The organism is Pseudomonas sp. Pseusp21 (assembly GCF_059492145.1).
In genome coordinates, this window is sequence record NZ_CP168520.1 from 2,457,512 (window position 1) to 2,484,144 (window position 26,633).

At 59.9% G+C, this 26,633-nt stretch carries 20 protein-coding genes; 12 read left to right on the forward strand and 8 right to left on the reverse strand.

The window, feature by feature from the left end; translation table 11 throughout:
• Positions 1–30: 30 nt before the first annotated feature.
• Positions 31–5,079 (forward strand): NEL-type E3 ubiquitin ligase domain-containing protein, encoded by a 5,049-nt coding sequence (locus tag ACEN93_RS11045; RefSeq protein WP_490841482.1) that lies wholly within the window; start codon positions 31–33, stop codon positions 5,077–5,079.
• Between the two features lie 68 nt (positions 5,080–5,147).
• Here ACEN93_RS11045 and ACEN93_RS11050 read toward each other — a convergent pair whose 3' ends face one another.
• From ACEN93_RS11050 to ACEN93_RS11075, 6 genes are all read right to left on the reverse strand, one after another.
• A complete protein-coding gene (locus ACEN93_RS11050; protein ID WP_254778404.1) occupies positions 5,148–6,410 on the reverse strand; it encodes a hypothetical protein in 1,263 nt (420 codons plus the stop codon).
• A complete protein-coding gene (locus ACEN93_RS11055; RefSeq protein ID WP_052266521.1) occupies positions 6,407–6,907 on the reverse strand; it encodes a CS1 type fimbrial major subunit in 501 nt (166 codons plus the stop codon). Before ACEN93_RS11055 ends, ACEN93_RS11050 begins: the two co-directional genes overlap by 4 nt.
• A 34-nt stretch (positions 6,908–6,941) precedes the next feature.
• Positions 6,942–7,685, reverse strand: coding sequence for a pilus assembly protein (locus ACEN93_RS11060; protein WP_039765783.1), 744 nt, complete (start codon positions 7,683–7,685; stop codon positions 6,942–6,944).
• 44 nt (positions 7,686–7,729) lie between these two features.
• Positions 7,730–8,980, reverse strand: coding sequence for a hypothetical protein (locus ACEN93_RS11065; protein ID WP_256587035.1), 1,251 nt, complete (start codon positions 8,978–8,980; stop codon positions 7,730–7,732).
• A complete protein-coding gene (locus tag ACEN93_RS11070) occupies positions 8,949–11,471 on the reverse strand; it encodes a CS1-pili formation C-terminal domain-containing protein (protein WP_039765779.1) in 2,523 nt (840 codons plus the stop codon). Before ACEN93_RS11070 ends, ACEN93_RS11065 begins: the two co-directional genes overlap by 32 nt.
• Before the next feature lie 83 nt (positions 11,472–11,554).
• Positions 11,555–12,055, reverse strand: coding sequence for a CS1 type fimbrial major subunit (locus ACEN93_RS11075; RefSeq protein ID WP_039765776.1), 501 nt, complete (start codon positions 12,053–12,055; stop codon positions 11,555–11,557).
• Positions 12,056–12,555: 500 nt separating this feature from the next.
• Here ACEN93_RS11075 and ACEN93_RS11080 point away from each other — a divergent pair, with 500 nt between their 5' ends.
• Positions 12,556–13,131, forward strand: coding sequence for a PadR family transcriptional regulator (locus tag ACEN93_RS11080; RefSeq protein ID WP_163976374.1), 576 nt, complete (start codon positions 12,556–12,558; stop codon positions 13,129–13,131).
• Positions 13,128–13,913 (forward strand): siderophore-interacting protein, encoded by a 786-nt coding sequence (locus ACEN93_RS11085; RefSeq protein ID WP_495611409.1) that lies wholly within the window; start codon positions 13,128–13,130, stop codon positions 13,911–13,913. The genes ACEN93_RS11080 and ACEN93_RS11085 overlap by 4 nt, the downstream gene beginning before the upstream one ends.
• A gap of 18 nt (positions 13,914–13,931) precedes the next feature.
• On the opposite strand, the gene ACEN93_RS11090 is transcribed toward ACEN93_RS11085, so the two are convergent.
• Together ACEN93_RS11090 and ACEN93_RS11095 are read right to left on the reverse strand one after the other, a co-directional pair.
• Positions 13,932–14,570 carry a Pr6Pr family membrane protein gene (locus tag ACEN93_RS11090; RefSeq protein ID WP_495611410.1) on the reverse strand — a complete coding sequence of 213 codons (639 nt, stop codon included), beginning with the start codon at positions 14,568–14,570 and terminating at the stop codon, positions 13,932–13,934.
• A gap of 1 nt (position 14,571) precedes the next feature.
• Entirely contained in the window at positions 14,572–14,802 is a 231-nt protein-coding gene (locus ACEN93_RS11095) for a VF530 family protein (RefSeq protein ID WP_007956650.1), read from the reverse strand.
• Between the two features lie 301 nt (positions 14,803–15,103).
• Here ACEN93_RS11095 and ACEN93_RS11100 point away from each other — a divergent pair, with 301 nt between their 5' ends.
• The 9 genes from ACEN93_RS11100 (at position 15,104) to cmoB (ending at position 26,606) form a co-directional block, all read left to right on the forward strand.
• Positions 15,104–16,465, forward strand: a complete 1,362-nt coding sequence (locus ACEN93_RS11100) for a carbohydrate porin (protein WP_414882020.1) — start codon at positions 15,104–15,106, stop codon at positions 16,463–16,465.
• Positions 16,466–16,600: 135 nt separating this feature from the next.
• Positions 16,601–19,012 (forward strand): glucose/quinate/shikimate family membrane-bound PQQ-dependent dehydrogenase, encoded by a 2,412-nt coding sequence (locus ACEN93_RS11105; protein WP_085667919.1) that lies wholly within the window; start codon positions 16,601–16,603, stop codon positions 19,010–19,012.
• Between the two features lie 376 nt (positions 19,013–19,388).
• Positions 19,389–19,763: a DUF6124 family protein gene (locus ACEN93_RS11110; RefSeq protein ID WP_163976378.1), complete on the forward strand. Its 375-nt coding sequence runs from the start codon at positions 19,389–19,391 to the stop codon at positions 19,761–19,763.
• Positions 19,764–20,599: 836 nt separating this feature from the next.
• Positions 20,600–23,023, forward strand: a complete 2,424-nt coding sequence (gene lon / locus ACEN93_RS11115; protein ID WP_163976380.1) for an endopeptidase La — start codon at positions 20,600–20,602, stop codon at positions 23,021–23,023.
• A gap of 168 nt (positions 23,024–23,191) precedes the next feature.
• Positions 23,192–23,569 carry a hypothetical protein gene (locus tag ACEN93_RS11120; protein ID WP_414882018.1) on the forward strand — a complete coding sequence of 126 codons (378 nt, stop codon included), beginning with the start codon at positions 23,192–23,194 and terminating at the stop codon, positions 23,567–23,569.
• 121 nt (positions 23,570–23,690) lie between these two features.
• Entirely contained in the window at positions 23,691–24,083 is a 393-nt protein-coding gene (locus ACEN93_RS11125) for a protease inhibitor I42 family protein (protein WP_039765755.1), read from the forward strand.
• A 2-nt stretch (positions 24,084–24,085) separates the two neighbouring features.
• A complete protein-coding gene (locus ACEN93_RS11130; RefSeq protein ID WP_172829506.1) occupies positions 24,086–24,730 on the forward strand; it encodes a lysoplasmalogenase in 645 nt (214 codons plus the stop codon).
• Positions 24,731–24,945: 215 nt separating this feature from the next.
• A complete protein-coding gene (gene cmoA / locus ACEN93_RS11135; protein WP_219736936.1) occupies positions 24,946–25,653 on the forward strand; it encodes a carboxy-S-adenosyl-L-methionine synthase CmoA in 708 nt (235 codons plus the stop codon).
• Positions 25,650–26,606 carry a tRNA 5-methoxyuridine(34)/uridine 5-oxyacetic acid(34) synthase CmoB gene (gene cmoB, locus ACEN93_RS11140; RefSeq protein ID WP_134334218.1) on the forward strand — a complete coding sequence of 319 codons (957 nt, stop codon included), beginning with the start codon at positions 25,650–25,652 and terminating at the stop codon, positions 26,604–26,606. The genes cmoA and cmoB overlap by 4 nt, the downstream gene beginning before the upstream one ends.
• Positions 26,607–26,633 lie beyond the last annotated feature (27 nt).

Sequence of the window (26,633 nt, forward strand, 5' to 3'; positions counted from 1 at the left end):
GAAACTTCCGACTGACTCAAGGCTTTAGCAATGACCGCAACAATTGAAAACAAAGGGCAACATTACGACTTGATTAAGTCGAACATCGACTCCGTCTTTCTCGATATGCAATTGCATCGAAGTCACGCACTGAGGCGAGTGCCCCTGCGCAATGAAAAGTGGATAAGCGCAGCACCGCCCAAGCACCTGGAACGCATGAACAATGCCAACAGGAAAGCCTGGAATGCACAAAACACGATCGACAATACACTCGCAAAACTGAAGGACATTCAGGCTTTCGCCGAACCTTTGCTGAAGGCAAAGCTGCTTGAAAAATTCAACATCGATGTCGACGTAAAAAATACTTATCTGCGGTTATACGTTTCCCGGGAAAGCAGCTGGTGGGCCATTCAAGTTATACCCGGCTATACCGCAAGAACAGTTTCATTGCTGGATGCAGCACTGCACAACTTTGCCTACGACGAAACATTCGAGAAACACTCCGCGTTCCTGGAAAAGACCGATGCGGCCCGTGAGCTGTTCGATATTTCACCGATCGACAAAATCATCAGTGTGAGCCAGTTCCAGTCACTGTGTCGGGAGCTGGATATCGGTGCGCAATACAAGGCCCACCTCGAAGAACATCTGCTCAACAGGGAGCCGGTCGCCCAGGCTTTTCTGAAACTGCAAGTCCAGCGCAGTCAGCAAGCGGCCCTAAAGGCAGCCGCGCACATTGCGCTGGCCAAAAAAGATATCGGCCGGCAGGCCCATTTGCTCATTCGGGACCTGCTCGAAGGTCAGGAGCACCTGAAGCTGGGCGAGCAAGCCATGAAGGTGTGCGAGCTGGGCATGATGGACCTGAACTTCACCGGGATCCTGATCATCCGGCCCGATCCCGATCAGAAGCAGCACTCGCAGACAATGATCGCCTACGTGCCACAGGATCCCGAACACCCGCTCAAGGAGTACCCCTCGACGATCGAATTCATGAACGAACTGAGCCGCCAGCTGAGAGACAACCAGACCGCGCAGTCCAGCGGTATCACGTATCGCCAGTTTTTCAGTCAGTTCGTCGATCACGAACAGCGCGGCCATTTCTTCGCCGACCTTCAACAGCGGCTCACTTACATCAAATGGTATCCAAAGGAACGAGGCGATCCCCGCCCCTCCTGGCGTGAAACGCCTGTGGACAAACCACAACTGCAATTCAGCGCGCCCCCGATCACCGAACCGCTGTGGACTTACCTCTACCAGCAACAACTCAACAAGATCCTCAACGACGCCCGAGTCATCGCCGTGTCCACAGCGGACGCAGACAGCCGCGCACGCTGGGCCTGGTGGGAAAACTTCAAGAAAATCGCTTCCGACATCTTCAGTGTGGCGTTGCTGGTCGTGACCCCTTTCGTGCCATTGCTGGGCGAAGCCATGCTGGCCTATACCGCGTTTCAAATCATCAACGAAGCGATCGAAGGGGTAGGGGATCTGATTCAGGGGCACTACGCCGAATTCGGCGAGCATGTGCTGGGTGTGATCACCGATATCCTGCAACTGGCGGCATTCCACGCCGGCTCGAACATCGGCAGTGCATTCCGGCTCAAATTGTCGCCCCTGGTCGAGAATATGAAACCGGTGCGTTCGATCGACGGCAAGACGCGCCTGTGGCACCCCGACCTCACGCCCTACGAGCAACCGGGCCTGGCGCTGCCAGAGACATCAAAACCCGATGCACTTGGCCTGCATCGTCATTCGGGCAAGACCTTCCTGCCCATCGAAGGCAAACACTACGAAGTGCAACTCGACCCGCAGGGCGAGACGCATCGCATCGTTCACCCGACACGCGCCCAGGCCTACTGGCCCGAAGCCCGGCATAACGGCCAGGGCGCCTGGACTCTGGAAGGCGAAAAGCCGCAAGACTGGGAGGGATCGCAACTGATGCAGCGTCTGGGGCACTCCACCGAGGGCTATAACCCCGCCGAACTGGAAAAGCTGCGCAGCATCAGCGGTACCTCCGACGACTCGCTGCGTCGCATGCACGTCGAAAACGCCGCCCCGCCTCCGTTGCTGGCTGACACCCTCACCCGCTTCAAGACCTGGGAACGTACCCGTGGCTTGAGCCACCTGGTGCGCACCGGACAGCCGCTGCCCGCCGGTTCGTTCTGGTTCGAGACCATCGCCCCAAGCTTGCCGGGATGGCCCGTCGAGAAGGGCTTGAGAGTCTATGAAAACGCGGACCTCAGTGGCGCCTTTCGCCAGTACGGTCATTCAGGCGTCACGCCTGAGAACACCCTGAACATCAGCCTGGCGGACATGACAAGCGGCCGACTGCCGGAGCGACTGACGGCGTTTTTGAGTGAACAGGACATGACTGCCCTGCTGGGCAGTCCCTATCCCCGCGACCGGCAGGTCCAGGCTTTGCGGGACAAACTGGCGCACGCCGTGGAAACCCGGACACCCGAGATTTTCGATTACCAATACCGTCTTCAGGACCGCTCCGACGATCCACAGGTGCACCTGCTGCAAAGCGAATTTCCACAACTGCCGTCCTCGGTGGCGCGTCCATTGCTGGAACGGGCAACGGATGGCGAGCGGCAAATCATCGCCGAACAACAGCGTATTCCGCTGCGCGTGAAGAACATGGCCCGTGAAAGCGCTTTCGAAACCCGTGCGACGCGCGCCGTCGAGGGCCTGCACGAACCCGCGCTGCTGGTACCGGATACCGAACGGCTCATCCTCAATACCCTGAAGATTCACACCGACACCTTCGGCGACTTGCGTATCGAAGTCCGGGACGGAACCCCTGACGGGCCACTACGTTCCAGCACCGGCCCCGAAGAAGCGGGCACCGTGCGCACGCTGATCAGAGACGATCGCGGCCGCTACGAAGTGTTGGATGCCGCTCAGCGAAAGCAGCATGACGCCGATGATTTCTATCAAGCTGTCCTGCTGGCCCTGCCCGAAGACAAACGTGCTGCGCTGGGCTATCGCACTGACCAGGGAGAAATGTTCAGACAATGGGTCACGGTCAAAACCGCCCCCCCGACCGAACGTCGGACTCTGCTCGCCCGCCCCCCCCTGCGCGCCGTTGTGCCACGGGACACCGAGTTGCTGCTACGAGGTCCGGGATTGTCGAAGGTCTGGCCGTTCGCGGAAAAAACCGTCGAAACCAAAGTGCAGGAGATGTATCCGCACTTCGATGAAAACGAGGTGGCCGCATTCACCCGCTCACTGCATGCCAAAGGCGACCCGCATCTGGAAATCGCACGCCTGAAACAGGAGCGCGAGGAGCTGAAGCAAAAACTCGAGAACTGGCGCCAGCGCTATCTGGAGGACTATGACCCGGATGACGGCGGACGCTTGCCGGACGCCTATTGGGATTACGAGCGCAAGGGTGGCAGGCTCATCGCGGAGCGCCTGATGGAGTGTTTCGACCGAAAGTCCGAGGTTTTCGGTGAACGCAGCTCCAGTCTGGAAGACGGGTATGCCCTTGACCTGTCCACGGAAGTCCTGCCAAGCGACCTCGAGCGCTGGTGGAAACAGATGCCGAATGATCTCAAACCCTTTCTGCAACAAGTCACTACGGTGAATCTGGATCGCCAGCAGTTCTCACCCGGACCAAGCGGCCTGCTCAAGGACTTCCCCAATCTGCAGCAGCTCAGCGCCAGAAACTGCGGTTTGAGAACGCTGCCCGACAGCATCGGCCAACAGCGTCAGCTCAGAACCCTGCGCCTGAGTGACAACATGATCGAACTGACTCCGCCCGCCATCGAACAGCTGCAGAACCTCGAGCATCTGGAAACCCTGAGACTGGACAACAATCCCCTGGGCGACTCGCCGCCCATTCAGCATATGCCGAAACTCAAGGTGCTGAACCTGGCCAATACGAATATCACCGCCTGGCCGGCGGGGCTGTTCAGCCATCCCAGGCCCAAGGGCTTTTTCCTCGATCTGCTGAAAAACCGGCTCCACTCGATTCCCGAAGTTGCCCCGGGCTCGGACAAGGCCTTTCTCATTGCCCGCACCCGGGTCGATCGGACAAAGCTTACGCCAGAGGTACGCAAGTCGTACGGACTGTACCGCGAATCAGTGGGGATGAGTCCCAGGGTAAGGTATCAGCAGCCCGCCGAAGATCTGATGTTGATGTGGATACCGCCCAGCGATGCATCGATGTACAGCGAATCTCCCGGTACCGGTGCCTATCGACCGGAGGCCTGGCACTATCTGGTGAACGAACCCGATTCCCTCGGCTTCTTCACCGTGCTGGAAGGACTTACTCGATCGGCCGACTACAAGCAGGGAGGCCGTGCGAAAGCGCAACTCACCGATCGTGTCTGGCGCATGGTCAATGCCATTGAAATCGACACCCCGTTACGCGAAGAACTGTTCCTCATGTCCACCGAACCCGAAGGTTGCGCAGATGCCGGTGCGCAGCTCTTCAACAACATGGGGGTGAAGGTGCTGGCTTCGGAGGCCCGGCACTTTTCAGTCAGCGCTGACGAAGTCGAAGGCAAGCTGGTGAAACTGGCCAAAGGCTCCGCCCGCCTTGAGCAAGTCACCGGGATTGCACGGGCCGATATCCGGCAAAGAGGAGGCAATCCCGATGAGGTCGAGGTCCACCTGGCTTATGAAACCGGGCTGGCCAAACGCCTGGAACTGCCATGGCAATCCGAAGCCATGAACTTTCGCCCGACAGCCGGCGTCACGGATAAAACCATCGATCAGGCATACGCTACGATCATCGACGCGGAAGCGGGCGACGGTCTGGTCAACCAGATGATCGAGCAACCCTTCTGGGAGCAATACCTGCGCAAGCAATATCCGAGTGATTTCGCTCGCAACACCGAGCTTCATCAGGACAAGCTGGAATTATTGTCCCTGACGAAGGAGTGGCAGGAAGCGCAAAGCCAGGGTCAGGAACCGACGGACGTGCTCAAGCGGCTTGTCAAACTGGCCGAAAAACTGTCCGTCCCGCTGGATGAAGTGCTGACCGGCGAGGAGATGAGTCAGGAAGAGTTCGAAAGCCGGCAACGGGACATCGGTTATCAGGAACGGGAACTGAGCAGACAACTGACGCGTGAAGCGATGGCCCGGGCTGGCATCTGATACACGTCAGCCCGCCCAGCCTCCGGAAGGCCCGGTTGCCAAGGCCTTCCCGGGGCAACACCCTGTGCCTACACTTCCGAATCCCAGATGACGGTGATGTCCCCCTTGTACGTACCCTTGACGCCGGGACGAAACATGAAATCCATGGCCTCCTGAGGCATCTCGAACCGCAGGTTGCCCGACTTGCGCTCCACGTAGTGGCCGGGCTGGAACGGCCCCACCCAGGCATTGTTCATCAACTGCACATTCCTGACCGGTACTCCGCCAGGCCCGGTAATACCGCCGGGCAGACTGAGCAGTGTGTGAACCCAGGTGGCGCCCGACTCTCCGACCAGGCGGCAATCGGGTCCGAAAACCTGGAAGGAATCACACTTCATCATGACCTTGAAAGGGGCGGAGGCGGAGATAAAAAAATTCTGGTCACGGTAGATCTGCGCAGGACGGCTGCCGTTGGCGAGCCAGCGCTGCCAGCCACCCTGAGGCTCCAGCGAGACCTTGTTTCCGCCCGGTGGCAGGTCGACTTTAAGGGTGTGCTGCACATCCAGAACAAAGTCCAGCATCAGGTGGCTGTCCACGGGCCTCAACAAAGGGCCGAAGTCGATTTGTCCACCCGAGCCAAGGATATAAGGTATCGAGCCGGTGTATTGCCCGGTGGACATTGTCAGAGGATTGGGTGTACGCAACTCGTAGGCGAAATCCAGTGTGGAAAACGCCATCGACGGAATCCGGTAGGCAGCGGCTTTGACGCAGGCTGCCTCGACCGGCGTTTTCCAGAAAAAGCCGAAGGTCGTGGCGGTGTAATAACCGACACCGGAATTCTGACAGGGGGGGGCTGCGTTGGCCCAGTTAGTCCCCCACAGCAAGCCATGGGCCTCAGCCGGGTCAGAAACCCCGACCAGACTGGTCGCCGGATCGCTCAGATAGTATTGGGAACCGACACCCATCATGCGCACCTCCACGATGGCTGTCTCCTGTGTATCCCGGTTGGTCACCACCGCCTGACGCCAGTTGGAAGGGACACGCAGCGACACCTCATCTCCGGGCATCAGAGAACGAATGGCCTGGAAAATCAGCGGCGTACGAATACTGAACATTTTATTGGCCGCACATTGCGCGGGATAATCCGCGCAATAGCCGCTGTTCGGCGTCGTGTTGATGAACATGTTTTTTCCGGGTTTGGAAGGGTCGGGTTGAAACACCGCCCGGATTTCCTGATTCGCAGCGTGCGTCACTGACATACCCAGCAGCGCAGCCAGGCCTATCCCTGCTGTGGATCTATTCATCGTTAAAAATCTTTGGCCGAACAATAAAGGGAGTCGGGTGATGTTCATGCGCCGGGTGCCCGTGCATTGAACAGCAGCATCACATTGCCGCTGTAGTCTCCTGGTCGATACCCACCGGCAGGCTTCACCGGTTCGATTTCCAGCAGGACCCGTTTACCGATGGCCGCGTCTTCCTTCGAGACCACTTCTCGCGGGGGCACCTCGGGTCCCAACACAACGCCATTGAAACTGACCTTGAGCCAGATCTCTTCACCCGAGCGGCCGTTCGACAGGTAGGCGGGGCTGTCCAGACGCGCCTCGATTGCACTGGTGTCGTGCCGCACGTCGAAATGCTTGCTCAGGGTGCTCAGAGTTTCGGAGGGATAGTCCCAGTGCAGTTGCTGCGTGCGATGCACCCAGTCCGGTTCGCTGGGAATGATGTAGAACGGCCGGCTCGGAATCGTCAGCGACACTTCGAAGACGTGTTCTTCCCGGGCCGCACCGGCCAGAGCACTCATCAGACTGCCGGCGACCATCAGCGCCAGGCGCGCGCATTGTTTGTTCATGTCTTTGTTACCTGCTGCGTCCTTGGAGGGCGGATCATCGACTCGCGACCTTGAGTGCTTTCTTGCTGTCACCCTCGATCAGAAAAAAGCGGTATTCACGCCCCTTCTCCTTGTCGAACCCGAACGACTTGCCAGCCAGGACATGGTGTTTGGTCACCGCCCCGCAATCGGTGTCATTGCTCAGCGAACAGCTCTTGAACTCATCGACGATCACCACGGAGTTGCCGTTGTTGCGCAGTTCGTAACGGCGGTCGTTTTCCTCCACGGTCGTCTGGAAGCGAGTGTCCTTGGGGCGCACGAACAGAATCGTGCCGAAGCCGGTCATCAGGTTCACCCCTGCCGACATGCTTTTGGCATAGTCCTCGCGCTCCTCGTCCCCCACCACGAAGGCGTCTTCCTTTTCCGGCACCACCGGTACGAAACGCACACGGAAGTAGCGCTCGCGTGTCCGCTCGCCCATGTACAGCAGTCGCGTTCCCTGCATGCCCTCGGCCGGAACGATCAAACGCGCCGGACTCGCCATCACGCCATCGCGAGAGCCTCCGTCGGCTGCATTTTCCAACGGGACTTCCTGCGGTTTGCCTTCGGCGTCGTAGACGATTTCCAGCACGTTCACCTTGACGAACGCCGTGCTGTCACCACTGTTGAACACACGTTTGAGGTAGGTGCTCTTGTTGCCGTCCAGATAGTCATACACCGTGCCGACATTGATTTGCGGCCCGGCCAGTACGGGCCCGCCAGGCAGACCGAGCAGTAAAAGCAGAAACAGGCGTGTCATCGTTTTCAACCCTTTTGAAAATGAAAAGAGATCGATCCGGCTCGTCAGATTTCCGAATCCCAGATAATGGTGATATGGCCCGTGAGCGTGTCGCTGACCCCGGGTTGCAGAAAACTATAGAAATATCGTTCGGGTATCTCGAAACGCAGGTTGCCCGCCTTGCGATCGACGTACTGAACAGGCTGGAACGGGCCAATCCAGGTGTTGTATTGCAATCTGCCGCTCCAGCCGTCGGCACCACCGGGGCCGGAGATCCCCGGCGGTACCGTCATCGTCGTTTCCACCCTGGCACTGCGTCCCGTCGGACTGCCCATATGGCATTCCGTACCGCCCAGAGAGTTGCATTGCATCATCACTTTGAAACGTGACGAGGCCGACAGGTAATACGGCTGGTCGCGGTAGATCCGGCTCGGTCGGCGACCGCTTTCCAGCCAGCTCTGCCAGCCGCCGGCAGGTTCCAGGGACACCTTGTTGCCACCGGGTGGCAGATCGACCTTCAGGGTGTGTTGAACGTCCAGGACGAAATCCAGCGTAAGAAGGCTGTCATCCGGATACATTTGCGAGCCGACGTCGAAGTCCCCTCCTGGCCCAAGGGTGTAATTCAAAGACCCGGTGTAGAGCCCGGATGACATGCGCAGCGGATTGGGTGTGCGCAGTTCATAGGCGAAATCCAGGGTTGGGAAAACCATCCCGGGAATGAGGTAAGCCGCCACCTTGGTACAGGCAGCTTCCACGGGGGTTTTCCAGAAGAACCGATAAGCAGTGGGCGAGTAAGCACCCACGCCGCTGTATTGACACGGAGCCGGTGCATAAACCCAACTGCTGGTGGTCCAGAGTTTTTGATGACCTTCAAGGATGTCCGATACACCGACCAGATTGGCGGCGCTGTCGCTCAGCTCGAACCGGGAGCCGATGCCCGTGACCCGCATTTCGACAATTTCGGTTTCCCGGGTGTCCTGATTGGTGACCGTCACTTGTCTCCAGCTGGCGGGCACTTTCAGTGAAAGTGGAAAGCCGGCCGTCATGAAGCGGCTGGAGGTGAAACGCACGGGCAACTCGATACTGAACACCTGGTTGTCGGCGCATTGTTCGGGATAGATGGCGCAATAACCGCTGCTCGGCGTCTTGTTGATGAACACGTTCTTGTTCGGATGCGCCGGATCGGGCTGAAACAGGGCGCGGATCTCCTGATTCACGGCACCTGCCGGAAAGGTGCTCGCCGCCGCGAGCAACCCGAGCCACCATGTAGACTTTTTCATGGATTCAACCTGCCTTCTGATCGGTTGCGTTGACATCGGCCAACGTATCGGGCGTGCAACGCAGATCACCGATCATCAACACATTGTTTTCGCTGCGGTGGCGGTCGGCGTCGAGGCGGAACTGGCAGAGCAGTTGTTGCCCCTGACGCACCTCCAGCGTGGGGGAGCCGGCGTTCATTTCCATCGAGAAGAAACCGTCGACCTCTGTCACCCCGCGACTGGCGTGGTTGATCACATGGTGGCCCTTGAGCGGACGTCCCTGGGCGTCGACCAGCCGCCCGAGCACGGTCATGGTTCTCATCACGCGCACCTTGCGGTACTCCACGCCGCCCTTGTTCATGTGATAGCGGGTGCGAGCCGGCTCGATCGTGGCGGCCGGAACGGTATTGCCCTCGAAGTCGAAGCTCACCGAACTGTTCTGATAAGCCGTGATCGGGATGAAGTTGCGGCCCGGTCTCAGCGGTGCGCTGCCGCCGCTGTAGTCATCGGCACGCAGCGCGATGTCATCGATATCGGACTCGACGTCGACAATCATGCCGGCGCCGCGCATGTCATGCTGGCTGGTCAGCACCATCCGCTCGCCGCCCATCACCAGTGTGCTGTCCAGGTTCAGACCGCCGGTGAAATTGCCGTTGTACGACGAGCGCTGCACGAAGCCGTCACCGTTGACCGAGTCCGTGCGAAAGCTCGCCAGGCTGGACAGGCCGAGGCCATAAGTGTCGCTGAGCGCGGTCACCGAGACGTTTTGCAGCACGTGATCCTGCAGATTCATGCGCCAGCCGAGGGATGCATTATTGTCGCGCCCACCCTCTCGCGCCGTGCGTGAGCCGATGCTGCCGGTGATCTGCTGACCCGGCCCGCCCAGCGCCAGATTCAGGCTCAGGTCGACCCCGCGATTGCGCGCATCGCCGCTGCTGAAGCTGCCGGGACGATCGAACAGCGAAAGCCGCCAGTTGGCATCGCTGCCGAACAGTACGGTGCGCTGAGTCCAGCCCAGATCCACGCCGAATCCTTCGGTGTTGCCTTCACTGTGGGACACACGGGCATTGATCGAGCTTTTACTGCTGACCCGGTGATTGAGTGCCAGCGATGAATTGCTGGTCTGGCCGATGAACACATTGCGCTGACGCACTCGCGTGCCGTCAGGCAGCGTGTCATAGATGTCGGTGGTATCCAGCCAACTGCGGTTATGGCTGATCACAAGGCTGCCGGCGCCGTAGTTGTAAAGCCCCTGCACGTCCAGACCGGTGCCGTGGTCTTCAGTCTGGTAAACGTTGGCGTACAGGCTGACGCTGTTGGCCAGCGTCCAGTCGATGGAGGTGCCGTATTGCAGCTTTTCGCGGATCTGGCGAGCCGAGAGTCCGAGAATCACCCGTGGGTGCCACAGGTAATTGATCGACGCCCCCGCCGTGGGGTCGCCGCTGGCCTGGCGGTCCCAGTTGCTGAGCAGCTTGGCTTCCTGCCCCGCGAACAGGTTGTAGCGCCAGCGCTCGTCGAGGTTGCGCCAGTTGTTCGGCTTGTACACCAGCTCCTGGGTGGTCGAGGTGGTCTGGCCATCCTCGATCAGGCGCACTTCGACTTCATAGATTCCGCCGGGCAACGGCCGGGTGTCGAGGGTCTGCAAGCCTGCCGGCACCGACTGCGTATTGATCAACAGCCCGTCGCGATAGACCTCCACCGATGCCTGACGGTTGGCCGTCACATAGATGGGATAGATGCTCGGCTTTGGCGAATTGATCGCCAGGCTGTCCGAACTGCCGTACATCACGCCCACGGTCGTATCAGGACTTGTACCAAATGTGCGGGGCTGACGGGTCAGGCCTTCGGATGCCGGCGTGAAGTAGCCCAGACGCACGAAACTGCCCTGCAGCTCACGCTGCGTGTGCAGTTCATGCACGGCGTGATACAGCTGGTCATCCGGTCCGCCCAGACGGGCCAGCTGCATGTTGAATGTCTGGCTCCAGTTCCCGAGGCTGGCGCTGGCTTCCAGGCCGAAACGCCCGCCCAGATCCTGTTCCTGGCCACCATTGAGATTGAGCTGGTTGCGCACGATCAGACCGCTGCTGCCGCCGTCGGGCTGGTCGTAGAAGCGCTTGGCCTCGGTGTCGCGCTCGGCGTTTTCGGTGACGATCGATACCAGCGAGCTCTCCAGGTTGTAGTGCACCGCCAGCATCTGTTCGGGGCACTGCCCGGTGCAGGCGCCGAGGGCAACCCCCGGTTTCAGGTAGCTGGCCCAGACGTCGCGTTCTGCAGCACTGAAACGACTGTCATGGGTATCGGTGAATTCCAGCAGTGTCAGGCGATCGTCACGGGACAAGACCACCATGGCCTCGCCCAGCGGTTGCTGATCGAGCTCCACCCGCACGGCCAGGGGAACATCAAAAAAGTGCTCTTCAAAATCCGTCGGCAAACCTTTGGCCTGAGCCAACAGGCTTCGCGGTGTCGTACCGGAAGCCGCAGGTGCCGCCACAGCTGCGGCACAAAACAGCAACGCAAGCGCAGCCGCGATGGGCGTCATCGGAAACATGAACAGTTACTCTGATTACAAAACACACAAGAAGCCCGACTGACAGAAAGTTCTGTCAGTCGGCTTTCGTTACTTTTCAGAAGTCAGAGCTTTACGCCGGCCACCGGAGTAACAGCGTCAAACATCATGGTCACCGAACCGGTGTAGTCACCCGGGGTGAAGTTAGTGCCTTTGGCGGTAATACTTACCGGCGCACGATAGTTCACATCGGACTCGGCTTCACCGACGACCATTTGCGGAGTTTGGGTGAGCACCACATTATTGAACTTGACTTCCAGATCGATAATGCTCGAACCCCCAACCAGTTTCGGTACACCTTCCAGAGAACCGTGTACCGAGCCGTTGTTGTTGCGCACATCGAAGAAGCCGTTGACCGGTTTCATGGTGCCGGTAATCGGGCTGAAGCTCATGTCCTGATCCTTGCTGACCAGGTCAGGGTCGACCGGCACCACGTAGAAACCGTTGGTTGGCACGTGGGCCACCAGGCTGATGGAGTGACGCGCTTCACCGGCGGCAAATACCATGGAAGAACCCAGTGCCAATGCAGCCAGTGGAGCAGCCATTGCGATTTTCTTGAACATCATTCATACCCTGTCTTTTTAAAGGATGGAGCATTGAAAGTTCAAACAACACTTGCCCGGACGGTTCGCGCCGGTTTGAACTTTCAACGCCGGGGCATGATCGACGGTTATCACCGGAAAGTAAGCAGGCAACTTCCCACGAACATGTAGTTAAACATGCTCACGTCCAGAAAGAAAAAACGCCCAATTTCAAATATTCATGCCACTAACTGTAAGCCAGACCCTACATACACTTTCTGATAAAAAACCATACAGCAATTGCAACTAACAAAGCCGGCGATAATGGCACTTTCTAGAGCATATGCTCAATCATTTATAGAGTGACAACTTTAACTTTGTGGTCATTGCGTTTACAGAAAGCCACTCGCTTCGTGGGCTCGCGGAAAAAGGTCTCGAGGCTGGGCAGCCACTCGTCAGGGCGCAAGCGCGCTGTGAAAAAAACGCTTGCCGCAACCTAAAGATATATCTTACGTTGTATCTAAAAATGACGAGAGAAGACTGAAATGAGAGACCATCATTCCCCCCACCGCGAGCATGGCGACAGCCGTGACGGCTTCGAAAAACGCCACGGCCGCGAGCGCGGCGGTCGCGGACCACGGGTGTTTGCGCCCGGCGATCTGAAACTGCTGTTGCTGGCGCTGATAGCCGAACAGCCCTGCCATGGCTACGACCTGATCCGCCAGATCGAAACCATGTTCGACGGCGCCTACAGCCCCAGCCCCGGCGTGATCTACCCGACCCTGACCTTCCTTGAAGAAAGCGAAATGATCACAGGCGATGCCGAGGGCGGCAAAAAGCGCTATGCGGTGACCGATGCCGGTCGCCAATCGCTGAGCGAACAAGCTGTAGCGCTGGACGGCGTGCGCATGCGCATCGACGTCAGCAAGCGCTCGCTGCGCGGCCATGATCGCCCGCCGGAAATCCATGAAGCGGTGCACAACCTGCGCCATGCCCTGCAGATGCACCACGGACGCTGGAGCCCGGAAGAAATCCTGCGGGTGCGCGACCTGCTCAACGACACCGCCAAAGCCATCGTCGACGGCCCCGCCGTTCAATCTGCCCCGGAGAAAGCCGAATGACCGCAGTCGATACCCAAACCATTCACCGCGTCATGCATGAAATCAAACGTCGTCGCCTGGAAGTCTTGCGCGTCGTCGACCTGACTCCGCGCATGCGTCGCATCACCCTCGGCGGGCCGGAACTGGCCGGCTTCATCAGCCTCGGTACCGACGATCACGTCAAACTGCTGTTCCCGCAGAACGCCGAACAGGCCACGGCGCTGGAAACCCTGGTGCTCGGCGCCGGCAAGAGCGACGTGCCGATGCCCGAAATGCGCGACTACACCCCGCGCCGCTACGACCTCGACAAGCTTGAGCTGGACATCGACTTCGTCCTGCACGGCGACGGCCCTGCCTCGACCTGGGCGGAACAGGCCAAGCCCGGGCAATTCCTGCACATCGGCGGCCCGCGTGGCTCGATGATCGTGCCGGACATTTTCGACAGCTACCTGCTGATCGGCGACGAAACCGCCCTGCCCGCCATCGCCCGCCGCCTAGAAGGCCTGGCGGCCAATCGCAAGGCGCTGGTGGTGATCGAAGTGGAAAACGGCAAGGAGCAGCAAACCCTGGAGAGCGCGGCGCAGGTCAATGTGATCTGGGTTTTGCGCGAGGGTGGCAAGGACAATCTGCTGACCACCGTCAAACAATTGCAGGTGCCCAAGGGCAATCTGTATGCGTGGGTGGCGACCGAGACCAAGGTTTCGCGGCAGATCCGCCGGGTGCTGCTTGATGAGCACGGACTCGACGAGAAGTTCGTCAAAGCGGTCGGTTACTGGCGCGCAGAAGGCTCCGAAGAAGAGTGAATACGAGCGGCGGCGCTGCTAAAGGCGCCGCCCCTTCCAGCGATCAATCCCGATCACCAGCAACGCAATCAGCACAAACCCCAGCAGAATCCCCCCGGCATTGACGAACACCTGTGGATAACCCAACAGCGCCACGTCAATGAACGGGTACGCGTAAGCCCCCAGCAAATGCCCGCGCAGCAGCGCATAGGCGAAGTACACCAGCGGATAAATCAGCCACAGCGGCAGATGCTTCAGACGCAAGCTGCCCTTCGGCACGCACAACCACCAATAAGCCAGAAACAGCAGCGGCATCACGTCGTGGAGCAATTCGTCGGCGATAAATTGCCAACCCTGCGGATGCCACAGATGTCGTAGCAGAATGCTGTAAGCCAGGCCCACCACAGCAATGCTCACGGCAATCCCGCTGCTGACCCACGGCTGTAAAAACCAGCGCCGCGCAGCGGATTCGCGCTCGGTCACCGCACAGGTCAGCACCACCGCCACCAGGGTGTTGGTGAGCACAGTGAAGTAACTGAAGAAACTCACCAGCCCGCCCAGCAGACTGGCGCCGACGCTCAGCCGGGCGAAGAAAATCAGGTACAGCTGAATCACCAGCCCGGCCCAGCCCAGCACCGCAGCCGAAGTAATCAGGCGTCGCCGCAATACGGCGTCCATCTCAGAGCGGTCGCTTGGTGCGCATCAGTTTCACGTACAGCCGCTCGACTTTCTCCCGCGCCCATGGCGTCTTGCGCAGAAAGGTGAGGCTCGACTTGATGGTCGGATCGCTCTTGAAGCAACGGATGTCGATGCGCTCGGCCAGGCCCGACCATTCGTAGTGGGTCACCAGTGCATTGAGGATCTGTTCGAGGGTCACGCCGTGCAGCGGATCGGGGTTGTGGTCGTTCATGCCGGGCCTTTGGGCGAAGTGAAAATACAGAAGCCGCGCACCTTAGCCGAGGGCATGGGCGGGTGGAAGGCCTTGGGTTAAATGTAGGCCAACCGGAGAAGATCGCAGGTCTGCGCCAATGCCCGCAATGCGCTGTATTGCCGCACTGTTACCGAATCCGAAAGGGTTCATGTCTGCAAAAGCCCTTTGTGTTTTTGTAACAGGACATTATCCTGCCGCCCTTCTGCTGAACCGCTTCACTGCCTGCGTCAAATCGTAGCGGCCAGCTTATCCCCCAAAAAGATCAAGAAAGACCCTATTCATGCCCGATTTTCCGTTCTCCCGAGACAGCGCTATCTCAACCCTGCGCCTGATCGGCGGCTGCACCGCCCTTGGCCTCGCCACCTGCACTCAGGCCGCCCCGGCCTTCGACAGTGAATCATCGTGGATGCTCGGTGACTGGAACGGCACCCGCAGCGAACTCTCGGCGAAAGGCATCGACTTCAAGCTCGACTACACCGGCGAAATGGGCAGCAACCTGCACGGCGGCTACGACCACGACCGCACCGCGCGCTACAGCGACCAATGGGGCCTCGGCACCCACCTGGACCTGCAAAAGCTGCTGGGCTGGAACGACGCTGAATTTCAGCTGACCGTGACCAAACGCAGCGGCAACAACATCAGCAACGACCGCATCAACGACCCGCGCGTCGGCGGCTTCACCTCGGCCCAGGAGGTCTGGGGCCGTGGCCAGACCACCCGCCTGACGCAGATGTGGTACCAGCAGAAATTCTTCGATCAGAAGCTCGACATCAAGGTCGGCCGCTTCGGTGAAGGCGAAGACTTCAACAGCTTCCCGTGCGACTTCCAGAACCTGGCGTTCTGCGGTTCGCAGGTCGGCAACTGGGTCGGCGGCATCTGGTACAACTGGCCGGTCAGTCAATGGGCGCTGCGCGTCAAATACCACCTGACGCCAGAGCTGTACGCGCAAGTCGGCGCCTATGAGCAGAACCCGTCGAACCTCGATCGCGGCAACGGCTTCAAGCTCAGCGGCAGCGGCACCCAGGGCGCGATCCTGCCGATCGAACTGGTGTGGAAACCGAAGCTCAACGGCCTGCCGGGCGAATACCGCGCCGGTTACTACTACAGCAACGCCAAGGCCACCGATGCCTATAAAGACAGCAACGGCCAGCCGGCTGCCCTGAGCGGCGAAGCCTATCGCAGCGCTTCGAGCAAGCATGGCGTGTGGCTCGGCGTGCAGCAGCAGATCACCAGCGTGGCCAGTGACAACTCCCGCGGTCTGAGCGTGTTTGCCAACGGCACGATGCATGACAAGAAGACCAACGCCATCGACAACTACGTCCAGGCCGGTGTGGTCTACAAGGGCCCGTTCGACGCCCGCGCAAAAGATGACATCGGCTTCGCCCTGGCCCGCGTCCACGTCAACCCGGCGTACCGCAAGAACGCCGAGGCGACCAACCAGGCCCGCGCTGTCTACGACTACGACGATCCGTCCTTCCTGCCCCCACAGGACACCGAATACAGCGCCGAACTCTATTACGGCGTGCACGTCACCAACTGGCTGACCGTGCGCCCGAACCTGCAATACATCCGCCATCCGGGCGGTGTGGACAAGGTCGACGACGCGCTGATCGGCGGGATCAAGATCCAATCGTCGTTCTAATCCAGCGCACGCGGCTCAGTCCTGCGAAAGAAATTCGATAGCAAGACAAGTTTTTATCTGAACCATGCCTGCGCCCAATCGTCATCTAAAGTGACTACAGCGCGGGACTACATAAACGTCACGGAGAATCACACTATGAGCACTGAAGGTGCTTCGAGTCGAAGCCGTCTTCTGCCGAACCTGCTCGGCATTCTGCTTCTGCTGATGGGCCTGGCCATGCTGGCCGGGGGAATCAAGCTGAGTACGCTCGGCGGCTCGCTGTATTACCTGCTGGCCGGTATCGGCATCACGCTGACCGGCATTCTGATGCTGATGCGCCGTCGCGCAGCACTGGGCCTGTACGCCATCGTGCTGTTCGCCAGCACTGTCTGGGCGCTGTGGGAAGTCGGCCTGGACTGGTGGCAACTGGTGCCGCGCCTGGCACTGTGGTTTGTCCTCGGTTTCGTGATGCTGCTGCCGTGGTTCCGTCGTCCGCTGCTGCTCGCAGGCCCGGCGCCGATGGGCACCGGCGGTTTGACCGTGGCCGTGATTCTGGCCGGCGTCACCGCCCTGGCCAGCCTCTTCACCCACCCGGGCGAAATCTTTGGCGAACTGGGTCGCGACACCGCCGACACCACCAGCACCGCGCCAGCCATGCCTGATGGCGACTGGCAGGCCTATGGCCGCACCGAGTTCGGTGACCGCTACTCGCCACTCAAGCAGATCACTCCGGCCAACGTCGGCAAACTGCAGGAAGCCTGGCGCATCCAGACCGGCGACCTGCCGACCGCCGATGACCCGGTCGAGCTGACCAACGAAAACACCCCGCTCAAAGCCAACGGCATGCTCTACGCCTGCACCGCCCACAGCAAAGTGCTGGCGCTGGACCCGGACACCGGCAAGGAACTGTGGCGCTTCGACCCGCAGATCAAGAGTCCGGTCGGCTTCAAGGGCTTCGCGCACATGACCTGCCGTGGCGTGTCGTACTACGACGAAGCCGCGTACGCCAAGTCTGAAAACACGGCGTCCGCTGTCATCTCCGAGGCCGGCAAAGCCGTCGCCCAGGCCTGCCCGCGTCGCCTGTACCTGCCGACTGCCGATGCACGCCTGATCGCACTGAACGCCGACACCGGCAAGATCTGCGAAGGCTTCGGCACCAACGGTGTGGTTGACCTGACCCAGGGTATCGGCCCGTTCACCGCCGGTGGCTACTACTCCACCTCGCCTGCCGCGATCACCCGTGATCTGGTGATCATGGGCGGCCACGTGACCGACAACGAATCGACCAACGAGCCATCGGGCGTGATCCGCGCGTTCGACGTGCGTGACGGTCACCTCGTCTGGAACTGGGACAGCGACAAGCCAGACGCCACCGAGCCTTTGGCGCCAGGCGAAACCTACAGCCGCAACTCGGCCAACATGTGGTCGCTGGCCAGCGTCGATGAAAAACTCGGCATGGTTTACCTGCCACTGGGCAACCAGACTCCGGATCAGTGGGGCGCCGACCGCACCCCGGGCGCCGAGAAATTCAGCGCCGGCGTCGTGGCTCTGGACCTGGCCACCGGTAAAGTGCGCTGGAACTACCAGTTCACCCACCATGACCTGTGGGACATGGACGTCGGCAGCCAGCCAACCCTGCTGGACATGAAAACCGCCGACGGCATCAAGCCTGCGCTGATCGCCCCGACCAAACAGGGCAGCCTGTACGTCCTCGACCGTCGTGACGGCACGCCGATCATTCCGATCAAGGAAATCCCGGTTCCCCAAGGCGCCGTGAAAGGCGACCACACCGCCCCGACCCAGGCCCGTTCGGACCTGAACCTGCTGGCCCCGGAACTGACCGAAAAAGCCATGTGGGGCGCCAGCCCGTTCGACCAGATGCTGTGCCGCATCCAGTTCAAGGAACTGCGCTACGAAGGCCAATACACGCCTCCGTCGGAACAGGGCAGCCTGATCTACCCGGGTAACGTCGGTGTGTTCAACTGGGGCGGCGTCTCGGTCGACCCGGTTCGCCAGATGCTGTTCACCAGCCCGAACTACATGGCCTTCGTCTCGAAAATGGTGCCTCGCGAAAAAGTCGCGGCCGGCAGCAAACGCGAGAGCGAAACCGCTGGCGTTCAACCGAACACCGGCGCGCCATACGCGGTGATCATGCACCCGTTCATGTCGCCACTGGGCGTACCGTGCCAGGCTCCGGCCTGGGGCTACGTCGCCGGTATCGACCTGACCACCGGCAAAGTCGTCTGGAAACGTAAAAACGGCACCAGCCGCGACAGCTCGCCAATCCCGATCGGCTTCACTCTGGGCGTGCCAAGCATGGGCGGCTCGATCGTCACTGCCGGCGGCGTCGGCTTCCTCAGCGGCACCCTCGACCAGTACCTGCGCGCCTACGACGTGAACACCGGTAAAGAACTGTGGAAATCGCGTCTGCCCGCGGGTGGTCAAGCGACTCCGATGACCTACACCGGCAAGGACGGCAAGCAATACGTTCTGCTCGTGGTGGGCGGTCACGGCTCGCTGGGCACCAAGATGGGTGACTATGTGATTGCTTACAAACTGCCGGAATAAGCTTTAGCGGCGGTAAAGGAAAGGCGATGCCCTGAGAGGGGTGTCGCCTTTTTTTGTGGGCTGCGTTTTTTTAAACGGGGTGTTTATGTCCTACAGACGGGGTGTTTGCAGGGGATGTTTCTGACATGTCGCGTCGGTTGTGGCTCGGAAATGGGGTGGATAGGCTTTGGGGGTCGCTGCAAATTCAGCGAACGGGCTTGGTCGTCCGGGTTTAGAATGGCGCACTTTTCAGCATGCTTAATGGCGAACTGTGCGTGGGAGGGCTAACGGCCCTGCCGGGTATCCATTCCCTGGTCGACCAACCTGCGTACGGTTCGCCACCCTATTGCTTGGTCGCAGTGAGCGGCGAACTCCACATCCCGAATGGAGTTCCATCATGAAAAAGCCAACACCGAATCCACCCGAAACAGACGAAACCTCGCCCTACGAATCCGCCGATTCGAAGAAACTCCACGAAGCCGCCGAACGCGCGCTCGACCACCATTTCAATCCGATTCCAAAAAAATGCCCCGGCCGCCGACCGAGCCAGATGTTCCAGATATCGCCAGACATGGACGATGAAAGCCTGTTGGCCCATGCCTGTGAGTCCCTGGCCACCGCCAGCGTCATGGCCAGTGATGTAGCGGCTTTTGTCGATACGCCGCAGCGACATCGGATCCTCGGGATTCAGCAGGTGATCATGCTGGCGGAACTGGCGGTGAATCGGGTGCTGGATAACGTCGAAGTACAACGTTACCCAACACCCAGCTAAGCGACCCTGACAAAATCGACTGCCAGCCACAGACCGCATTCGCTGGCAGATCGATTGGGACGCAGAGCGTCCCGGGCTGCATTCCCACGCAGAGCGTGGGAACGATCAATAACGTCGAGGTCAGTCGATATCCGGCATAAATGCTGATGAGGTCTCTGCGGGAGTCAGGCTTGTGGTGAGTCAGTCATGACGCTGCCCTCACCCTAGCCCTCTCCCGGAGGGAGAGGGGACTGACCGCGTTGTTTGGGAGAGGTACGCCGACGTGAGATACCGAGTCGAACTCAGGTCTTAGAGCCCCAATCGGCTCCCTCCTCCTCTCACCATCACCTTCTCCCTCTGGTCTTCCCTGCTCTTCCCTGCTCTTCACCACTCAACACGATGAGCGTTAGCTCGAGTAAAGCTCTTGACGTGCCGGCCCCATCGGAAGGCTGAGTGGAGGGATTTATCCGGGGGTGGGAGCGCAGCGACCGTGCGGCGCAGCCGCATGCATCGAGAGGAGGTGCAGCGAAGCAAACCGTAGGCGATGCCCCCGGATGAATCCCGGAACGAAGGGACGCCGAGCCACAGCGAGGCGCCGAACGCAGGGGCCAAGACCTTTGGTTACTTTGGGGCGTTTGCCAAAGTGACCCGCTGTAAGAGCGGAACCGCCAGCCGCAACACCCGCAGAAACGGATATGCACACAACCCCAATACAGCATGGCCGGCCCAAAGGCCGCCAAGCCCAACCCCCAAAACCCTGTCAAAACCCTGAACACACAAGCAGAAACACCCACCCCCATTGAAACCACCCAACCCCTGCCCCATCTAACAGCCATACCCAATTGCGCAGGTGCCCCATGAGCGACCAGCAAGAATTCCCCGAAAACCCCGACGACATCACCGAAACCGACGCCGAACACATCGAACACCACGTCCCCGGCAAAGGCCTCGCCCTGCCCGGCCAGAACCTGCCGGACAAGGTCTACATCATCCCGATCCACAACCGCCCGTTCTTCCCGGCCCAGGTCCTGCCGGTCATCGTCAACGAAGAACCCTGGGCCGAAACCCTCGAACTGGTCAGCAAATCCGAACACCACTCCCTGGCCCTGTTCTTCATGGACACACCCCAGGAAGACCCGCGCCACTTCGACACCAAGGCGTTGCCGCAATACGGCACCCTGGTCAAGGTGCACCACGCCAGCCGCGAAAACGGCAAACTGCAATTCGTCGCCCAGGGCCTGAGCCGCGTACGCATCAAGACCTGGCTCAAACACCACCGCCCGCCCTATCTCGTTGAAGTCGAATACCCGCACCAGCCCACCGAGCCGACCGACGAGGTCAAGGCCTACGGCATGGCGCTGATCAACGCGATCAAGGAACTGCTGCCGCTCAACCCGCTGTACAGCGAAGAGCTGAAGAACTACCTCAACCGCTTCAGCCCCAACGATCCGTCGCCGCTGACCGACTTCGCCGCCGCCCTCACATCGGCGACCGGCAATGAGCTGCAGGAAGTGCTGGACTGCGTGCCAATGCTCAAGCGCATGGAAAAAGTCCTGCCGATGCTGCGCAAGGAAGTCGAAGTCGCACGCCTGCAGAAAGAAATCTCCGCCGAAGTGAACCGCAAGATCGGCGAGCACCAGCGCGAGTTCTTCCTCAAGGAACAGCTCAAGGTCATCCAGCAGGAACTCGGCCTGACCAAGGACGACCGCAGCGCCGACCTCGAACAGTTCGAGCAGCGCCTGGAAGGCAAGGTCCTGCCGACGCAGGTACAGAAGCGCCTCGAAGAAGAGATGAACAAACTGTCGATCCTCGAAACCGGATCGCCGGAGTACGCGGTCACCCGCAATTACCTCGACTGGGCGACCTCGGTGCCATGGGGCGTGTACGGCGAGGACAAGCTTGACCTCAAGCACGCGCGCAAGGTGCTGGACAAGCACCACGCAGGGCTCGAGGACATCAAGGACCGGATCCTCGAATTCCTCGCGGTCGGTGCCTATAAAGGCGAAATCAGCGGCTCCATCGTGTTGCTGGTCGGCCCGCCGGGCGTGGGTAAAACCAGCGTCGGTAAATCCATCGCTGAATCCCTCGGCCGGCCGTTCTACCGCTTCAGCCTCGGCGGCATGCGCGACGAAGCCGAAATCAAGGGCCACCGTCGCACCTACATCGGCGCGCAGCCGGGCAAACTCGTGCAGGCGCTGAAAGACGTCGAAGTCATGAACCCGGTGATCATGCTCGACGAGATCGACAAGATGGGCCAGAGCTACCAGGGCGACCCGGCCTCGGCGCTACTGGAAACGCTTGATCCGGAACAGAACGTCGAATTCCTCGACCACTATCTGGACCTGCGGATGGACCTGTCGAAAGTCCTGTTCGTCTGCACCGCCAACACCCTGGATTCGATTCCCGGCCCGTTGCTGGACCGGATGGAAGTGATTCGCCTCTCGGGCTACATCACCGAAGAAAAAGTCGCCATCGCCAAGCGTCACCTGTGGCCGAAACTGCTGGAAAAGGCCGGCGTGTCCAAGGGCAGCCTGAGCATCAGCGACACCGCCCTCAAAGCCTTGATCGACGGTTACGCCCGTGAAGCCGGCGTGCGTCAGCTGGAAAAGCAGATGGGCAAACTGGTGCGCAAAGCAGTGATGAAGCTGATCGACGAGCCGAAAGCCGTGATCAAGATTGGCCCGAAAGACCTCGAAGCGTCCCTCGGCCATCCGGTGTTTCGCAACGAGCAAGTGCTGTCCGGCACTGGTGTGATTACCGGCCTGGCGTGGACCAGCATGGGCGGTGCGACCCTGCCGATCGAAGCCACGCGGATTCACACCCTCAATCGAGGTTTCAAACTCACCGGGCAACTGGGCGATGTGATGAAGGAGTCGGCGGAGATCGCCTACAGCTACGTCAGCTCGCACCTCAAATCCTTCGGTGGCGATCCGAAATTCTTCGACGAAGCCTTCGTCCACCTGCACGTGCCGGAAGGCGCGACCCCGAAAGACGGCCCGAGCGCCGGCGTGACCATGGCCAGTGCCCTGCTCTCCCTCGCCCGTAATCAGGCGCCGAAAAAAGGTGTGGCGATGACCGGCGAGCTGACGCTGACCGGGCATGTACTGCCGATTGGCGGGGTGCGCGAGAAGGTGATTGCGGCGCGGCGGCAGAAGATCTTCGAGTTGATTCTGCCGGAGCCGAATCGCGGAAACTTTGAAGAGTTGCCGGACTACCTGAAGGAAGGCATTACCGTGCATTTCGCCAAGAAGTTTGCGGATGTGGCGAAGGTCTTGTTTTAACCCGGTGTAACCAAGGCATTGCCTCTATTGGAATGCCTTGGTCTAAATAACCAAGCGAAGATTCGATATCGCAAAAAACAATAAAAAACTGTCAATTACTACAGTAGCCTGTCGCCACATCTCCCTCCAGACTTCCCTTTCGAACTTAGTCATTCAGGGAGTCCATCAATGTCAACACAATCGAATATGTCCGATTATTTTACGGTTACACAAAATGGCCAAAAACTCTTCGAAACCGACCATATCGCGGTAAAGCAAGAACAAGGCTACATAACAATCGAAGGATCCAAGGAACTGGGTTTTCCGAATGGACAGTCAATCAAACTTACAATTGATCCATCAACGCCTGACGGCGAGCACGAATTCAAGAGAGGTGAGAAGTTACTGGAAGTTTTCTACCTCAACATAAAGGGAACACAGTACGCCTACAGGGGAACGTTTACTTCCGAGTTGGACAACACCAACAGGAAATATCGAATTGATTTTGAACTTGATTTCCACGGCCATCACGATCCTATTCAGGTGCAACTCGACGTTAGTGGATAAACACTCCCCAGACTCAGGCTGATCGACAGCGCGCAGCCTTGGCCTGCTCGGCTTTGGTCACACTTTGTCTCATCTTCAGTTATGCTCGCCGTTCGTCGCCAACGCCGGAGCCGCTGAATCCATGTCCCCCCTTCGCCTGTTTGTCCCGCTGTCCATCGCTCTGCTGGCCGCCTGCGCCACGCAACCGAAAACCAACGTGACCGTGGAAAAACAGAGCCAATGCCCGGTGCGGCTGACCAACGGGCAGAACCTGATCGTCATGCTCCCGAGCAACCCCACCACCGGCTACCGCTGGGCCATCCAGGATTCTGCCGGCGGCGTATTGCGCGCCCTCAGCCCCGAGGTCTACAGCAATCCGGAAGATGCCGGCGTGGTCGGCGCGGCCGGCCTCTCGACCTGGCGCTTCCAGGCTTTCGCCCCCGGCACCGGGCGTCTGCGCCTGACTTCGCAGCAACCCTGGGCGCCGGAAGTGTTGCCGGTGGAGACCTTTGACTGCGCCATTTCGGTGAACTGATCGTGGGCTGGCTGATCCTCGCGCTGATGGGCGCAGTGACCTTTCTCTATGGCCTCAGCACCCATGCGGCGCTGCTGTGTCTGCTGGTCAAACCGTTGCCGGTATTGGCCCTGCTTGGCTGGTTGCATGATGCGCCGCCCAGCGACTATCGCCGCTGGATCAGCCTCGGTCTGATTTTCTCGTTGATCGGCGATGTGCTGCTGGCGTGGCCGGGGGATTTGTTCGTGTTTGGCCTGGGTGCGTTTCTGGTCGCGCATCTGGCGTATCTCAAGGCTTACCTCAGCGATTGCCGGCGCCTGGCCCTGCTGCCACTGATCCTGGCGCTCAGTGTCGGCGCTGTGCTGTTGGGCATCCTGATCTCCAGCGGACTCGGGCCGTTGACCGTGCCGGTGATCGTTTACGGAACAGCCATCAGCGCCATGCTCTGGCGCGCTCTCGCCCGACTCGGCAGCGGCGTACCGCAACGTTCGGCATTGCTGGCGGCGGGCGGCGCAGTGGCGTTCGTGTTTTCCGACAGCGTGATCGGCATCAACCGGTTTGTCTCACCGTTCAATGCGGCGCCCTACATCATCATCCTCAGTTACTGGCTGGGGCAGTGGGGGATTGCGGCATCGGCGTTCTCCCAAACCAAACGTCCCGACCTCTGAAACCGATCGTTACTACGCGCTGCGTCTTTGCGTAAGTGACGCAGAGCGTCACGGGATGCATTCCCACGCGGAGCGTGGGAACGATCACCCGCTGCAAAGCGGTTTATCAGACAACCCGCGCATCTGCGCGCCAGTTTGGCTAAAATGCCGGCCTTTTCATCGACACCGCCGGAACCGCCGTGAGCAAAGAACCCGATCGCATTTTCGCCCAGCCGATGGCCCAGGTGCCTGACTTCGCCTTCAACGAAGACGTGGTGCGGGTGTTCCCGGACATGATCAAGCGTTCGGTGCCGGGTTATCCGACCATCGTGGAAAACCTCGGTGTGCTCGCAGCGCAGTTCGCCCAACCGAACAGCGTGCTCTACGACCTCGGCTCATCGCTCGGTGCGGTGACCCAAGCCCTGCGCCGCCATGTGCGCACTGACGGTTGCCGGGTGATCGCGGTGGATAACTCGGCCGCCATGGTCGAGCGCTGCCGCGAATACCTCAACGGTCAGGATTCGATGTTCCAGGAGTTGCTGCCGGTCGAAGTGATCGAAGGCGACATCCTCGCCCTCGATTTCAAACCGGCTTCGGTGGTGGCGCTGAACTTCACCCTGCAATTCATCGCCCCGGATCAGCGCACGGCGCTGCTCTCGCGCATTCGTCAATCGTTGCTGCCGGGCGGCGCGCTGATTCTGTCGGAGAAGCTGCGTTTCAACGATGCCGAAGAACACGCGCTGCTGACCGATCTGCACGTCGCGTTCAAACGCGCCAACGGCTACAGCGAACTGGAGATCGCCCAGAAGCGCAGCGCCATCGAAAACGTCATGAAGCCCGACAGCCTCGAAGAACACCGCGAGCGCCTGCTGGCCGCCGGGTTCTCGAAAGTCGTGCCGTGGTTCCAGTGTCTTAACTTTGCCTCGTTGATTGCCTTGCCATGATTGATCTGTCCCCCCTCGCCCGCCGTCTGGCCGGCACGCCGCTGGCCGAATGGGCCAACACCCTGCAAGTGCAGCTCGACAAGAAAATGGAAAAAGGCCACGGCGATCTGGAGCGCTGGCAAAGTGCGCTGGACGCCCTGCCGAAGATCCAGCCGACCGAAGTCGACCTGCTCGACGGCCTGAAACTTGACACCGATTGCGACGACGAAACCCGCGCCCAGATGCGCACCGCGCTGATGGGCCTGTCGCCGTGGCGCAAGGGGCCGTTCGATCTGTTCGGCGTGCACGTCGACACCGAATGGCGCTCGGACTGGAAGTGGTCGCGGGTCTCCCCGCATCTGGATCTGAAGGGCAAACGCATCCTCGATGTCGGTTGCGGCAACGGCTATTACATGTGGCGCATGCTCGGTGCCGGCGCCGACAGCGTGATCGGCGTCGATCCGAACTGGCTGTTCTTCTGCCAGTTCCAGGCAGTGCAGCGTTATCTGTCAGAGCCGAATGCCTGGCACCTGCCGTTCCCGTTCGAAGACCTGCCGCCGAATCTGGAAGGCTTCGACACGGTGTTTTCCATGGGCGTGTTCTATCACCGCCGCTCGCCGATCGAGCATTTGCTGGCACTGAAGGATTGCCTGGTGAAGGGTGGCGAACTGGTGCTGGAAACGCTGGTGGTCGAAGGCGACAAACATCAAGTGCTGGTGCCGGAAGACCGTTATGCGCAGATGCGCAACGTGTGGTTCTTGCCGTCGGTGCCGGCGCTGGAATTGTGGCTGCGTCGTGCCGGTTTCACCGATGTGAAATGCGTGGATGTGAGCACCACCACCGTTGAAGAACAGCGCGGGACCGAGTGGATGAAGTATCAGTCGTTGAGCGACTTCCTTGATCCGGATGATCACAGCAAGACGATCGAAGGGCTGCCGGCGCCGATGCGGGCGGTGATTGTCGCGAAGAAGTAACGATCCCTTCCAGACACTGCAAAAAAC

What these genes read in the sequence shown, in the direction of transcription:
- ACEN93_RS11045 (WP_490841482.1), top strand. Translation starts at nt 31, where the DNA reads ATGACCGCAACAATTGAAAACAAAGGGCAACATTACGACTTGATTAAG.
- ACEN93_RS11050 (WP_254778404.1), bottom strand. Translation starts at nt 6,410, where the DNA reads ATGAACATCACCCGACTCCCTTTATTGTTCGGCCAAAGATTTTTAACG.
- ACEN93_RS11055 (WP_052266521.1), bottom strand. Translation starts at nt 6,907, where the DNA reads ATGAACAAACAATGCGCGCGCCTGGCGCTGATGGTCGCCGGCAGTCTG.
- ACEN93_RS11060 (WP_039765783.1), bottom strand. Translation starts at nt 7,685, where the DNA reads ATGACACGCCTGTTTCTGCTTTTACTGCTCGGTCTGCCTGGCGGGCCC.
- ACEN93_RS11065 (WP_256587035.1), bottom strand. Translation starts at nt 8,980, where the DNA reads ATGTCAACGCAACCGATCAGAAGGCAGGTTGAATCCATGAAAAAGTCT.
- ACEN93_RS11070 (WP_039765779.1), bottom strand. Translation starts at nt 11,471, where the DNA reads ATGTTTCCGATGACGCCCATCGCGGCTGCGCTTGCGTTGCTGTTTTGT.
- ACEN93_RS11075 (WP_039765776.1), bottom strand. Translation starts at nt 12,055, where the DNA reads ATGATGTTCAAGAAAATCGCAATGGCTGCTCCACTGGCTGCATTGGCA.
- ACEN93_RS11080 (WP_163976374.1), top strand. Translation starts at nt 12,556, where the DNA reads ATGAGAGACCATCATTCCCCCCACCGCGAGCATGGCGACAGCCGTGAC.
- ACEN93_RS11085 (WP_495611409.1), top strand. Translation starts at nt 13,128, where the DNA reads ATGACCGCAGTCGATACCCAAACCATTCACCGCGTCATGCATGAAATC.
- ACEN93_RS11090 (WP_495611410.1), bottom strand. Translation starts at nt 14,570, where the DNA reads ATGGACGCCGTATTGCGGCGACGCCTGATTACTTCGGCTGCGGTGCTG.
- ACEN93_RS11095 (WP_007956650.1), bottom strand. Translation starts at nt 14,802, where the DNA reads ATGAACGACCACAACCCCGATCCGCTGCACGGCGTGACCCTCGAACAG.
- ACEN93_RS11100 (WP_414882020.1), top strand. Translation starts at nt 15,104, where the DNA reads ATGCCCGATTTTCCGTTCTCCCGAGACAGCGCTATCTCAACCCTGCGC.
- ACEN93_RS11105 (WP_085667919.1), top strand. Translation starts at nt 16,601, where the DNA reads ATGAGCACTGAAGGTGCTTCGAGTCGAAGCCGTCTTCTGCCGAACCTG.
- ACEN93_RS11110 (WP_163976378.1), top strand. Translation starts at nt 19,389, where the DNA reads ATGAAAAAGCCAACACCGAATCCACCCGAAACAGACGAAACCTCGCCC.
- lon (WP_163976380.1), top strand. Translation starts at nt 20,600, where the DNA reads ATGAGCGACCAGCAAGAATTCCCCGAAAACCCCGACGACATCACCGAA.
- ACEN93_RS11120 (WP_414882018.1), top strand. Translation starts at nt 23,192, where the DNA reads ATGTCAACACAATCGAATATGTCCGATTATTTTACGGTTACACAAAAT.
- ACEN93_RS11125 (WP_039765755.1), top strand. Translation starts at nt 23,691, where the DNA reads ATGTCCCCCCTTCGCCTGTTTGTCCCGCTGTCCATCGCTCTGCTGGCC.
- cmoA (WP_219736936.1), top strand. Translation starts at nt 24,946, where the DNA reads ATGGCCCAGGTGCCTGACTTCGCCTTCAACGAAGACGTGGTGCGGGTG.
- cmoB (WP_134334218.1), top strand. Translation starts at nt 25,650, where the DNA reads ATGATTGATCTGTCCCCCCTCGCCCGCCGTCTGGCCGGCACGCCGCTG.